The sequence below is a fragment of the Pseudoduganella sp. jia 9 genome, from assembly GCF_055502615.1.
Map to the genome: position 1 here is coordinate 57,289 of NZ_JBUPWE010000021.1, position 12,350 is coordinate 69,638.

At 62.1% G+C, this 12,350-nt stretch carries 10 protein-coding genes; 5 read left to right on the forward strand and 5 right to left on the reverse strand.

Annotation, left to right across the window (positions count from 1 at the left end; all coding sequences use genetic code 11):
- Positions 1–12: 12 nt before the first annotated feature.
- On the forward strand, positions 13–1,062 hold the full coding sequence (locus ACY34H_RS25185) for a polysaccharide pyruvyl transferase family protein (protein ID WP_464980208.1): 1,050 nt from the start codon (positions 13–15) through the stop codon (positions 1,060–1,062).
- Between the two features lie 215 nt (positions 1,063–1,277).
- Positions 1,278–2,336: a phytanoyl-CoA dioxygenase family protein gene (locus ACY34H_RS25190; protein ID WP_464980209.1), complete on the forward strand. Its 1,059-nt coding sequence runs from the start codon at positions 1,278–1,280 to the stop codon at positions 2,334–2,336.
- A 42-nt stretch (positions 2,337–2,378) separates the two neighbouring features.
- On the opposite strand, the gene ACY34H_RS25195 is transcribed toward ACY34H_RS25190, so the two are convergent.
- The gene (locus tag ACY34H_RS25195; RefSeq protein ID WP_464980210.1) at positions 2,379–3,095 is read right to left on the reverse strand and encodes a pseudouridine synthase; all 717 of its coding nucleotides are present in this window, start codon (positions 3,093–3,095) and stop codon (positions 2,379–2,381) included.
- A gap of 179 nt (positions 3,096–3,274) precedes the next feature.
- Between ACY34H_RS25195 and ACY34H_RS25200 the strand changes: the two genes are divergently transcribed.
- Positions 3,275–3,496 carry a hypothetical protein gene (locus ACY34H_RS25200; RefSeq protein ID WP_464980211.1) on the forward strand — a complete coding sequence of 74 codons (222 nt, stop codon included), beginning with the start codon at positions 3,275–3,277 and terminating at the stop codon, positions 3,494–3,496.
- Between the two features lie 368 nt (positions 3,497–3,864).
- Here the strand turns inward: ACY34H_RS25200 and ACY34H_RS25205 are convergent, their stop codons facing one another.
- Genes ACY34H_RS25205 through ACY34H_RS25220 form a run of 4 tightly spaced genes read right to left on the reverse strand, consistent with a single transcriptional unit; the run spans position 3,865 to position 6,980 of the window.
- On the reverse strand, positions 3,865–4,869 hold the full coding sequence (locus ACY34H_RS25205; RefSeq protein WP_464980212.1) for a S49 family peptidase: 1,005 nt from the start codon (positions 4,867–4,869) through the stop codon (positions 3,865–3,867).
- Positions 4,866–5,240, reverse strand: a complete 375-nt coding sequence (locus ACY34H_RS25210) for a Rieske (2Fe-2S) protein (protein ID WP_464980213.1) — start codon at positions 5,238–5,240, stop codon at positions 4,866–4,868. Before ACY34H_RS25210 ends, ACY34H_RS25205 begins: the two co-directional genes overlap by 4 nt.
- A gap of 16 nt (positions 5,241–5,256) precedes the next feature.
- Positions 5,257–5,919, reverse strand: coding sequence for an HAD-IIIA family hydrolase (locus tag ACY34H_RS25215; protein ID WP_464980214.1), 663 nt, complete (start codon positions 5,917–5,919; stop codon positions 5,257–5,259).
- 38 nt (positions 5,920–5,957) lie between these two features.
- Positions 5,958–6,980, reverse strand: a complete 1,023-nt coding sequence (locus ACY34H_RS25220; protein ID WP_464980215.1) for an RluA family pseudouridine synthase — start codon at positions 6,978–6,980, stop codon at positions 5,958–5,960.
- 594 nt (positions 6,981–7,574) lie between these two features.
- On the opposite strand from ACY34H_RS25220, the gene ACY34H_RS25225 reads away from it, so the two are divergent.
- Both ACY34H_RS25225 and chrA read left to right on the forward strand, forming a co-directional pair.
- Entirely contained in the window at positions 7,575–10,970 is a 3,396-nt protein-coding gene (locus ACY34H_RS25225) for an Rne/Rng family ribonuclease (protein WP_464980216.1), read from the forward strand.
- Between the two features lie 48 nt (positions 10,971–11,018).
- On the forward strand, positions 11,019–12,350 hold the full coding sequence (gene chrA, locus ACY34H_RS25230) for a chromate efflux transporter (protein ID WP_464980217.1): 1,332 nt from the start codon (positions 11,019–11,021) through the stop codon (positions 12,348–12,350).

Consider the following 12,350-nt stretch of genomic DNA (forward strand, 5'->3'; position numbering starts at 1 on the left):
GATACCGAAGACATGAATCGTGGCGATCTCTTTGTATACGAGGCGTCGCTACGGGTCTTGAACTATGAGTATGCTGAGGAGGTTCCCTGGTCGCTCGATGAGATAAACGATGAGCTCTATGATCGCTATAACCGCGAATTCGATTACCTGATGATTCGCGGATCAAACTACATCCGCAACGACGGTGGCCTTGGAGATTGGCTCCCGTTCTTTGAACGCATTCAAATTCCTATTCTTGCATTTGGCATCGGAACCCAAGCACCAAGCGAAGGCGATGAAGTGGTCTTGAATTCCAATATTATTGATGCGCTAAAAGTCATCTCCAAGAAATCTGTTCATTCGATCGGCGTGAGGGGTAAGCATACCGAGAAGCTTCTTCACAGCCTTGGAATAAAGAATGTTTCGGTTATTGGCTGTCCGAGTATTTTCCGCGAAAAGAATCCAGCGTTAAAGATCAAATTCGATGGGGGAGCCAAGAAAAAGCTCAATTTCACGACTCATCCTTATCTGGGTGGTCTGTACACGCGTAACGCATGGAATTCACGTGTTTGCCAGGTCAGGCTGATAAAGAAGATGCGCGCCGCGGGCTATCCACTCTGCTACTTAACGCAAGGCATCTCAGCTGAGACAAAAATCGCCTACAAAAAGGACGCAGAGGCGGGCGTGAAAGAGTTGAGAGAAATTGGATGGTTTGATGAGGATTCGAGCTTCATCGAGGATTTTCGCAAAGAAGCTGTTTGTTTTGAAACCGCAAATGATTATTACCTCTTCTCGGCAAAAGGGAATGGCAATATTGGAACGCGGCTCCACGGAAATATTACTGCGTTGGCGATGGGCCGACCTGCCATCTTCGTTGCTTATGACACGCGCACAACTGAGCTAGCCGAACACTTCTCCATCCCGATCCTCCAAGAAGATAGAATAACCGAGGATTTTGATATTGAAGATTTCCTCAAAAATGTTTCTTTCGCCGGGTTTAATCGGAAGTTCAAGCATCGATATCGGTCTTTCGTTAAGTTCTTGGACGAAAATAAAGTTTCTCACTTGATGCCGCCCGCATAGTATTTGTATCGTATCACCGGGAATTGGTATCATTCCAAAACCCGGTGCTGTGGCACGTGACATGGACCCGTGGGGTGGACCGATCTTACGCTATCAGCCTCATCTTAAGCGGATTGATTGATCTTGCCGCCAGATTGTTTCTAGAAACAACGCCTCGTGATGCGGCACGGTGAATAGCCAACTTTATCGCCAACCAACTTAACTTTTCTACTGCCGTGTCTTCATTTTTCGAGACTTCCCTTCCCGGCGTCCCCCACGTCGAATCCCCCTTCTTCGCCCGCATCTTCGACGAATCCGTCGACCCGGAAACCCGCCGCATTGCCTTCGAACTGGCAACCAGGGGCTACGCAGTCCTCGAATTCCCCGACACGAATTTCGACCAGATGGCCGAGTCGATCAAACAGAACCTGCACAGCCATTACGACTTCGACGGCTGGCGCACGGAAGGCCACAAGGCCGGCATCAGCCTGCGTGTGCAGGATGCATGGGAATTCGACGAGAACGTCAAACGCATCGCCTGCAACGAGAAGATCCTCTCGCTGCTATCGCAATTGTACGGCCGCCAGGCATGGCCATTCCAGACGCTGAACTTCCCTGTCGGGACCCAGCAGCATTTCCACACGGACTCGATCCATTTCAGCTCCAGTCCTGAGCGCTTCATGTGCGGCGTGTGGGTCGCGATGGAAGATATCGATGAAACCAACGGCCCGCTGATGTATTTCCCCGGCAGCCACCGCTGGCCCATCTATACCAATGAGCATATCGGCAAATGCATCGCCGAGATGGAAGGCACGAAGTCGCAGGCGATTTACGAGGCGATGTGGCGAGATCTGGTAGAGGCGCACGAAGCAAAACCGGATTACTTCCATGCGAAGAAAGGGCAAGCGCTGATCTGGGCGGCAAACCTGATGCATGGTGGCACCAAGCAACTCGATCCGCAACGTACCCGTTGGTCACAGGTTACGCATTACTTCTTCGAGGATTGCGCTTATTACACGCCGATGATGTCCGATCCGTTCTACGGCAGCATCGCATTCCGCACACTGACGAATATCGTCACGGGCGAAGTGATCCCGAACCAGGTTGCCGGGCACCGGATCCCCCAGCGCTTTATCGAGGCCACTTCACCCTCTCAGTTGCAGTGGAAAGAGGAAGACAATTTCGATCCGGCGCAGTATCTGCTGGCCAATCCCGATGTGGCCGCAGCCGGGATGGATCCGGCGCACCATTATCTGCAGCACGGCCGCAAGGAACGGCGCAGGCTGCGGCCGTGATGGCTTGGCCCGCACCGGAGAACGGCGGGCCAATCGAAAACTCTATGCTGGCGCCAGCAACGCGAGCTGCTCCTGCTCCAGATAGCACCACTCGCCCTCCTGCAAGCCCAGATCGGCCAGCTGCAAGCCGCCGATGGCCGACCGGTGCAGCGCGTTGCAATGATTCCCGGCGGCGGCCAGCATGCGCTTCACCTGGTGATACTTGCCCTGCTCCAGCACGATCTCCAGTTGGTTCTCACCTTTCGGTTCGCACACGAGTGCCGCCAGCGGCGCGGGTTCGTCGTGCAATTGCACGCCAGACAGCATCTGCGCCACCAGCGCCTCCGTCACCGGCTCGGCGGTGGTGGCTTGGTAGACCTTCGGCACGTGGCGCTTCGGCGACGATTGGGCGTGGATGAACGGGCCGTCGTCGGAAATCAGCAGCAGGCCGGTCGTATCGTGGTCGAGGCGGCCCACAGGTTGAACGTCGCGCCAGGTGAACTGTTCGGGCAACAGCTTCAGCACGCCGGGATGGTGGCTGGGCTTGCGCGAGCATTCGTAGCCGGCCGGCTTGTACAGCGCGAGGTACACATGCTCGCGGTAGCGCCATTCCTCCTCGAACACGGTGAGCACGAGGCCGTCCGTTTCAATGGCGGCCTTGTAGCTGTCGACGATGGCGCCGTTGACGGCCACTTCACCGTCTTCGATCAATGCGCGGCAGTACTTGCGGGTGCCGAAACCCTGGGATTGGAGGATGCGATCCAGCGATAGTTTGCTCATGGGCGGCATTCTACCGGATTGCAAGGTTCGATCGCTTGGCCGTTGAGGAATATCAAGTTGGAGTCCATGACGATGGCTACACTGAGACTCATGTAGGAATTTGCTGAACAGCAGCCAATCTTCCTACCCTATCGTTAAGAAAGTATCCGCGATCCCGATACGTTCATTTGGAGGCTGTAATGATCACCGTTGAATGCCGCTCCGCCCTCGCCCGCCAAGCCGCCGCCCGGTTCGCCACCGAGTTGTTGATGACCCGCTGCCGTACTGGCGCCGAACAGGCATTGATGCCGCAGAATCGCTGGTTCGCGGCTACCACGCAAGGTTTGCACGATTGGTTGCGCGCGGGTGGCTTTCGAAGCGAGATCGAGGTCCAGGGCGAGAGCGATGCGGTGCTGCGCTGAAGAAGCATCGGTGAGCTGGATGCACACGGCAGGCAAACGGCAGGCAAGCGCCAACCGGAAGCCGGGCAAACGCCCGGCGAGCCATGCAGAGGCCCCGTACAAATGAAAATATCCAAACGAAAACAGCAGCCAGGGGCTGCCGTTTTCCAGCCCCGGAAGGGCCAGTGAGGAATTTAATTCTCTCAATTCGCTGATGCGATAGATAGTCTACTACGCGAGGTGATACGGATAACAACCGCGCGATCGAATGTTGAGTGCTTTTAAGATTGCGCCCTCCGTTCAATAACTACAGGACTACTATAACCTATCTGCAGTCGTTTTCAAGCTCCCGATCGCTTTTGTTTGAAAACGGCTCATCTTGCCCCTGCTTACTTGATGACCGGCACGCCAGCTTCTACCGCGGCCTTTACCGCGCCTTGCCCCACCGCGGCGCCGAATTTCTTCAGGACCCGCTCCGGCAAGCCTTCATGTTGCGTGTAATCGATGATGTCCTCGGCCTTGACGACGTCGCGTGCCACGCTGTCCACACTGCCCAGTTCGTCGGCCAGGCCCATGTCGATGGCCCGCGTGCCGGTCCAGAACGAACCGGAGAAGGTTTCCGGCGTTTCCTGCAGCCGCTTGCCGCGGCCTTCGCGCACGGTGGCAATGAACTGCTGGTGAATTTCGTTCAGCATGGCCTGGGCGTGCTGCTTCTGCTTGTCCGATTGCGGGCTGAACGGATCCATGAAGCCCTTGTTAGCGCCTGCCGTCAGCAGGCGCCGTTCGACGCCCAGCTTTTCCATCGCGCCCGTGAAGCCGAAGCCATCCATCAGCACGCCGATCGAACCGATGATGCTGGCCTTGTTCACGTAGATCTTGTCCGCCGCGGAGGCAATGTAATAGCCGCCCGATGCGCAGATCTCGTCCACCACGACGTACAGCGGCTTTTCCGGGTAGCCCTGGCGCAGGCGGCGAATCTCGTCGACGATCATGCCGGCCTGCACGGGGCTGCCACCCGGACTATTGATGTGCAGCACCACGGCCACCGATCCCTCGTCCGCAAATGCCTTGTTCATCGCCGGGATCACCACCGAGGCGGCACCGCTGCCTTGCGCCTCGATATCGCCTTCGATCTCGATCAGCGCCGTGTGGCGGCCGACATCGCCTTCGCCACCGAACAGGTTCACCTCGAAATAGCTGGCGATCGCAAAAAACACGAGGAGCAGCAGCGCTACCTTGTAGAAGATGCTCCAGCGGCGATTGGCGCGCTGTTCCTTGATGGTGGCGAACACCAGTTTTTCGAGCACTTCGCGTTCCCACTTGATGGGCGGCGTGTCCGAACGGACGGGCTCGGGCGACTGGGTGCCCGGCGAATCTGGGGTGTCGTTGCTCATAACGGGGATGTCGGAGGGCGGATGTAATCGTCCGGTTGCCAGTACAGGTTGCCGTCGCGCTCGGCCAGCGCTACCGGCCGCAGGCGGCCGCCGCGGCACGGGCCGCCGGCGCACTGGCCGCTGCTGGGAATATACACGGCGCCGTGCGTGGAGCACATCAGATACAGACCGCTGGATTCGAAGAAATCACCTTCGTTCCAGTCCAGCTCGATCGGCACGTGCGCACAGCGGTTCAGGTAAGCATAGGCTGTGCCGCCATGCCGGATGACGAACGCGGTGGCCGCTTCGCCGCCGGCCAGCACGGGAAAGCGTACGCCCTTGCCGCCGTCCGGCACCGCGTCGGCGGCGCAGATCAGGATATCGGTGCTCACGGCCTGGCGATGCCCATCAGGCGTTGGCGTTCAGCCACTGGTGGAGTTCCGGCACGTCCTTTGCCGAGAATACCGGGCGGCATGCATGCAACTGGTCGACCGGATGGGCGCCATACTCGACGGCAATGCCGGCCGAGCCGGCGTTCTGCGCCATCATCAGGTCGTGCGTGGTGTCGCCGATCATCACGGTGCGGCGCAGGTCCTGGCCCAGTTCGCGCGTGAGTTCCTGCAGCATGGCCGGGTGCGGCTTGGAAAACGTTTCGTCCGCGCACCGGGTGGCGTGGAACGTGGACAGCAGCTTTGCCGCGTCGAGCGCGCGATTCAGGCCCACGCGGCTCTTGCCGGTGGCAACGGCCAGGAAATAACCCTGCTGCGTCAGTTCCTTGAGCAGTTCCGGCACGCCGTCGAACAGCGTCAGCTCGTGGTCTTTGGTGAGGTAGTGATACCGGTAGCGTTCGACCATGCGCGGATAGTACTTCGGATCCACGTCCGGGCCGAGCACCTTCTGCATCGCTTCCGACAGGCCCAGGCCGATCACGTGCGACGCCGCCTCGCGCGACGGAATCGGCAGGCCCAGGTCCCTGGCCGCGGACTGGATGCTTTTCACGATGGTGGCCGTGCTGTCCATCAGCGTGCCATCCCAGTCGAAGACGATCAGGTCAAATTGCTTTCTTGCCATGTGCTCCGGCGAGGCCGGCTCCATTCTTGTTGCTTGCTTTATTGCAGAGCAGAGTTATCAGGTTGGCCCAAGCTTACCAAGAATTTTTCGCATTCGGGGGCGAGGGGCGCGTTCAGCGTGATGATTTTCCCGCTGTCGGGATGGCGGAACGTGATCTGGTGCGCGTGCAGGAACATGCGCTTCAGCGGAACCGGACGTTTCTGCAGCGCCTTGTTCTGGGAGAAATCACCATACTTGTCGTCGCCGGCGATCGGGAAACCCGTCGATTGCAGGTGTACGCGGATCTGGTGCGTGCGCCCGGTTTTCAATTCCGCTTCGAGCAGCGCGAAATCCCGGTATTTCCGCAGCAGCGTGAATACGGTGTGCGAAGGCATGCCGGTTTCCATCACGGCCACGCGGCGTTCGCCATCGCCCGTGGTGTATTTATGCAGCGGCGCCTTCACGTGCTGGCGCTTGTTTTTCCAGTCGCCAGTGGCCAGCGCCAGATAGCGCTTGTCCGTTTCGCCGTCGCGCATCTGCTCGTGTAGGCTGGTCAATGCCGAACGCTTCTTTGCCAGCAGCAGCAGGCCGGACGTTTCACGGTCCAGCCGGTGCACCAGTTCCAGGAACTTTGCATCCGGCCGCGAGGCGCGCAGCTGCTCGATCACGCCGAACGACACGCCGGAGCCGCCATGCACCGCCACGCCGGCCGGCTTGTCGATCACCAGCAGGTGTGCATCCTCGTAAATGACGGGGAATTCCGCAGCTGGCACGACATTGTCCGGCTTCTCCGCGATCCGGATCGGTGGAATACGCACCACGTCGCCCGCCACCAGGCGGTACAGCTGGTCGATCCTGCCCTTGTTCACGCGCACTTCGCCGGAACGCAGGATGCGGTAGACGTGGCTCTTCGGCACACCTTTGCAAATACGCAACAAGTAGTTATCGATACGTTGTCCGGCCTCTTCTTCGCCGATCGTCACGAATTGTGCTTGTGGCAGGACTGTCTGGGGGGAAGACTGCGCGGCTTCTGGCCGGGCCTTTTGGGTTGTCTTCCCAGAAAATCTCTCTAAGTCCTTCATTTTGAATATATAATCAATTCGCCGTAGCAATGCTGCACTTGTATAAGTGTTTGCCCTGCTGTTGCTGTGTGTAAGAAGAAAACCACGATTTTACACAGGGGCGCATCCGCTGGCCTCGCTTAAATGCACATTCAGCGGAAATAAACGTATACGCACATACGGGCACGGATCAGGGTGGCAACCAATGTTGTCATCGGGTCGGGTGAACGGATGTTGGAATTAGATTGGCTGGATCGTTAGGATAACTCCGGCAAGCAAGCCCAGAGTCGTTGCTTGCCGGTTGATGAAGCTGATAACGCTTGCCGTTTTCGCCCGGCACCACACAAGATGCCAGGCTCGACCAATTGCGCACGCCCGCATTCTCCGCGGCCCACCTTCGAGGGGGCTGGACAGGATGAGTTGCAGGTGGTGCGAACTCGGCATGACGATCAGCTTCATGCGCCCACTGTGGCAGCTGCGCCTGCGCGCTGCCGCACGACGAGGCATTTCCCCGCAGCCTCCTTAATTCCGCGTATATCCTCGTACGATTGCCGCTCGGGCTTTTCCGAGTGTGAGCGGCGCATTTGGCCGAAGGGTCGCGGAGTCAAATAAAAAATGAAACGCATGTTGTTCAACGCTACGCAGCAGGAAGAGCTGCGCGTAGCCATTGTCGATGGCCAGAAACTGATCGACATCGATATCGAAACCGCCGGACGCGAGCAACGCAAGTCCAATATCTACAAAGGCGTCATCACCCGCATCGAACCATCGCTGGAAGCCTGCTTCGTCAGCTACGGCGAAGACCGCCACGGTTTCCTGCCGTTCAAGGAAGTGGCCCGCAGCTATTTCCGTGAAGGCATCGACGTTCGCAACGCCACCATCAAGGATGCGCTGCGCGAAGGCCAGGAAATCGTCGTCCAGGTGGAAAAGGAAGAACGCGGCAACAAGGGCGCGGCCCTGACTTCGTTCATTTCGCTGGCTGGCCGCTACCTGGTGCTGATGCCGAACAACCCGCGCGGCGGTGGTGTTTCCCGCCGTGTGGAAGGCGAAGAGCGCCAGGAACTGCGCGAAACGATGGACAAGCTGGATCTGCCGCAGGGCATGTCCGTGATCGCCCGCACCGCCGGCATCGGCCGCAATGTCGATGAACTGCAGTGGGACTTGAATTACCTGATGCAACTGTGGCGCGCGATCGAAGGCGCGTCGAAATCGGCCTCCGGCGCCTTCCTGATCTACCAGGAATCGTCGCTTGTGATCCGCGCGATCCGCGACTATTACCAGCCCGATATCGGCGAGATCCTGATCGATACCGACGAGATCTACGAACAGGCGCACCAGTTCATGAGCCACGTGATGCCCGACATGGTGCATCGCGTAAAGCGCTACAGCGACGACGTGCCGCTGTTCTCGCGCTTCCAGATCGAACATCAGATTGAAACGGCCTACAGCCGCACGGTACCGCTGCCGTCCGGCGGCGCCATCGTCATCGACCACACCGAAGCGCTGGTGTCCGTCGACGTCAACTCGGCCCGCGCCACGCGCGGTTCCGACATCGAGACCACCGCCTTCAACACCAACTGCGAAGCGGCCGAGGAAGTGGCCCGCCAGTTGCGCCTGCGCGACCTGGGCGGCCTGATCGTGATCGACTTCATCGACATGGAAGTGGCGAAGAACCAGCGCGAAGTGGAACAGCGCCTGAAGGATGCGCTGCACCACGACCGTGCGCGCGTGCAGATGGGCAAGATCTCCCGCTTCGGCCTGATGGAACTGTCGCGCCAGCGCCTGCGCCCGTCGCTGTCCGAAGGTTCGCACGTGACGTGCCCGCGCTGCTCCGGCACCGGCCACATCCGCGATACCGAATCCTCCGCCCTGCAGGTGCTGCGCATCATCCAGGAAGAGGCGATGAAGGAAAACAGCGCCGCGATCCACGTGCAGGTGCCGGTCGACGTGGCCGCCTTCCTGCTGAACGAAAAGCGCGGCGAGGTCCTGAAGATCGAGAACCGCCACCGCATCACCGTGATCCTGGTGCCGAACAAGCATCTCGACACGCCGCACTACAAGCTCGAGCGCATCAAGCACGACGATCCGCGCCTGGAAGAATCGGCCGCCAGCTACACCATGGCCGAGCAGGCGGAAACCGACATGGGCTTCGCCAAGCGCCAGAAGGAAGAGCAGAAGCCGCGCCAGGAAGCCGTGGTCAAGACGATCACGCCAAGCCAGCCGGCACCGATCGTCGACCGCACGCCGGCGCCCGCACCGGTGCAGCCGGTCGCCGCGCCGCCGGTGGCGGCACAGGCTCCGGCCGAGAAAGGCTTCTTTGCCAAGCTGGTATCGTTCTTCACCGGCAAGACCGAGGAACCGGCACCGCCGGCGGCCCCAGCCATCGTGACGAAGCCGGTGGCAGCGCCGGCCGAGCGCGCCGACAAGAACGGCCGCGGCCCGCGTGCCCGTAACCCGCGCGGCCCGAAGGAACGCGAACCGGGTGCCCGCGACGAGGCAGGCAAGCCGGCACAGGAAGCGCGCCCGGCCCGGCCGCCGCGTCCGCCACGCGAACCGCGTGAAAAACTGGAGAAGTTCGCCGACAAGGCTGTCGAGAAGGTGGATGGCGTGGAAGCCGCCGTGGCGCCGCGCGCCGAGCGTGGCGAACGCCCGGACCGTGCCGAACGCCCGCAGCGCGAGCCGCGCGAGCCACGTCCGCCGCGCGAACCGCGCGAGCAGCGTGAACCGAAAGCCCAGCCAGCCGAAGCCAAGGCCGATGAACTGGCGCTGGCCGCGACCGGTGTCGGCCCTGTCGGCACCGGAACGGGTGCCAGCGTCGGCGTGCCGGCCACCGCACCGCTGACCGCGTCCTCGGGCGTGCCGTCGACCGATGCGCCGGGCCTGGTGAAATCGGCCGGCAACATGGGGCCGGAAGGGGAGGAACTGGATGGCGAAGGCGGCGACGAGCCGCGCCGCCGCCGCCGCCGTGGCGGTCGCAACCGCAATCGCCGCGAGCGTGAAGGCGCCGAAGGCGAAGGCATCGAGTCCTCCGACGAGTTCGGCGCAAGCACGGCCGAAGGCGATACCATCAAGGTTGTTACCGCGACCGTGGTAGCCGAGCAGGTGCAGGTTGCCGCTCGCGAAGAAGCGGTGGCACCGGCGGAAACGCCGCGCGAAACGGCCACGGTCGAACCGGTGGCCGCTGCCGCCGCCGCGATCGAGGCTGTCGAGCGCACGCCGGCCGCCGCGGAACCGGTGCAGTCCCCGGCTCCTGTTGCCGAGGTAGCGGAGCAAGCGGTGGCAGCTGCGCCGGTAGCCGAGCCTGCCGAAGCGGAAATCGTCCAGGCGCCGGCTGCCGAAGCAGTGCCGCCGGTGGCAATCGAGCCAGCCGAAGCGGAAGTCGTGCAAGCCCCGGCCACCGAAGCGGTGTCCGAAGCAGCCCCGGCAGAGGTACAAGCACCTGCCGCCGTGGTCGCCGTCGAGCCTGCCGAAGCGGAAATCGTGCAGGCACCGGCCGCCGAACCGCTGCCAGTGGCCGTGGAAGCTGCCGTGGAACCGAAGGCCGCCGAACCTGCCGAAGCGGAAATCGCCCAGGCACCGGCCGCCGAGCCGATGCCGCCAGCCGCGGCCGCGGAGACGCCAGTGGCCGCCGACGTGACGCCGGTCGCCGACGCTGGCGTGGCGATCCCGGCTGCTGCCGAGATCGCGACGGCGGAAGCCGTGGCTGCCGAAAAGGTGGCCACGCAGCCAGTGCCCGTGACGACGGCAGCCGAACTGGTGGCAGCGCAAGCGCCGGCCCCTGCCGCTGCCCCGGTTCCGCCAGCAGCCCCAGCGCCAGCCCCGGCGCCGGCGGATCTGCAAACGATCCTGGCAGCCGCAGGCCTGCAAATGGCTGCGACGGACCCGGCCAAGCTGCGCGCCGCCCAGGAAGCGGCAGCGCACGAAGAGGCACCAGTACGGGTACGCCGCACCCGCAAGCCCGCTCCGGTCGTCGCGGACGAACCGCTGGTGCAGGTGGATACCCGACGGTAAGCAACAGCCGCTGAAAAGGGAAGCCGCGGCTTCCCTTTTTTTTCGCCCATGATTCCACCACCATCCCTGTCGACCGCATTGCGCTACTGGCTGAAGCTGGGCTTCATCAGCTTCGGCGGCCCGGCCGGCCAGATCGCGCTGATGCATGCCGAACTGGTGGAGCGCCGCCGCTGGATTTCCGAGCAGCGCTTCCTGCATGCATTGAATTACTGCATGCTGCTGCCGGGGCCGGAAGCAACCCAGCTGGCCGTCTACATCGGCTGGCTGCTGCACCGTGCGCGCGGTGGCATCCTCGCCGGCACGCTGTTCGTGCTGCCCTCGCTGCTGATCCTGATCGGGCTGGCGTGGATCTACCTGGCCTTCGGCGACGTGCCGGCCATTGCCGCGGTGCTGTACGGTATCAAGCCGGCGGTCGTGGCGCTGGTACTGGCCGCCACCTGGCGCATCGGCCGGCGCACGCTGAAGAATGGCGTGCTGGCCGGCCTTGCCGGTACGGCATTCCTGGCCATCGTGCTGGGTCTGCCCTTCCCCGCCGTCGTGCTGGCTGCGGCCGTGATCGGCTGGTTCGGCGGACGGCTGCGGCCGGCATCCTTCGCGCCGGGCTCGCCCGGCCACGGCAAGGCATCGGCAAGCCGTGAACCCGCCGTGATCGACGACGACACACCGACACCGCCGCATGCCCGTTTCAGCTGGGGCAAGCTGCTGGCCGCGTCCGCCACCGGTATCGGCCTGATGGCCGCCAGCTGGCTGCTGGTCGCGGCGCTCACCGGCGTGCGCGACCCGCTGGCGCAGATGGGCTGGTTCTTCACCAAGGCAGCGCTGCTGACCTTCGGCGGCGCCTACGCGGTACTGCCCTACGTGTACCAGGGCGGCGTGGAAACCCATGGCTGGCTGACGCCGGCGCAGATGATCGATGGCCTGGCGCTGGGCGAAACCACGCCCGGCCCGCTGATCATGGTGAACGCGTTCGTCGGCTTCGTCGGCGGCTGGACGCACCAGGTGCTGGGTCATCCGGCCGTCTCGGGCGTGGCCGGCGCAGTGGTGGCGGCGTGGTTCACCTTCGTGCCGTCGTTCATCTTCATCCTGGCCGGCGGGCCGCTGGTGGAAGCGACGCGGGGCAATATCCGCATGACCGCGCCGCTGACGGCGATCTCGGCGGCCGTGGTGGGCGTGATCGCCAGCCTCGCCGTATTCTTCGGCGAACATGTCTTTTTCGCCGGCGCGCACCCGGACTGGGCGGCGCTGGCGATCGCCACCGCCGCCGCCTGGGCGTTGCTGCGCTGGCAGACCGGTCCCGTAAAGTTGCTCGCGGCCTGTGCGATGGCTGGCCTCGTGCTACATTACGCCAAAGGAATCAACGCCTTAGTGCAAGTTATTTAA

Bases quoted from the DNA above. Each gene is read 5' to 3' on its own strand.
- ACY34H_RS25220 (WP_464980215.1), bottom strand. From the start codon at position 6,980: ATGAAGGACTTAGAGAGATTTTCTGGGAAGACAACCCAAAAGGCCCGG.
- ACY34H_RS25195 (WP_464980210.1), bottom strand. From the start codon at position 3,095: ATGAGCAAACTATCGCTGGATCGCATCCTCCAATCCCAGGGTTTCGGC.
- ACY34H_RS25215 (WP_464980214.1), bottom strand. From the start codon at position 5,919: ATGGCAAGAAAGCAATTTGACCTGATCGTCTTCGACTGGGATGGCACG.
- ACY34H_RS25205 (WP_464980212.1), bottom strand. From the start codon at position 4,869: ATGAGCAACGACACCCCAGATTCGCCGGGCACCCAGTCGCCCGAGCCC.
- ACY34H_RS25225 (WP_464980216.1), top strand. From the start codon at position 7,575: ATGAAACGCATGTTGTTCAACGCTACGCAGCAGGAAGAGCTGCGCGTA.
- chrA (WP_464980217.1), top strand. From the start codon at position 11,019: ATGATTCCACCACCATCCCTGTCGACCGCATTGCGCTACTGGCTGAAG.
- ACY34H_RS25185 (WP_464980208.1), top strand. From the start codon at position 13: ATGAATCGTGGCGATCTCTTTGTATACGAGGCGTCGCTACGGGTCTTG.
- ACY34H_RS25200 (WP_464980211.1), top strand. From the start codon at position 3,275: ATGATCACCGTTGAATGCCGCTCCGCCCTCGCCCGCCAAGCCGCCGCC.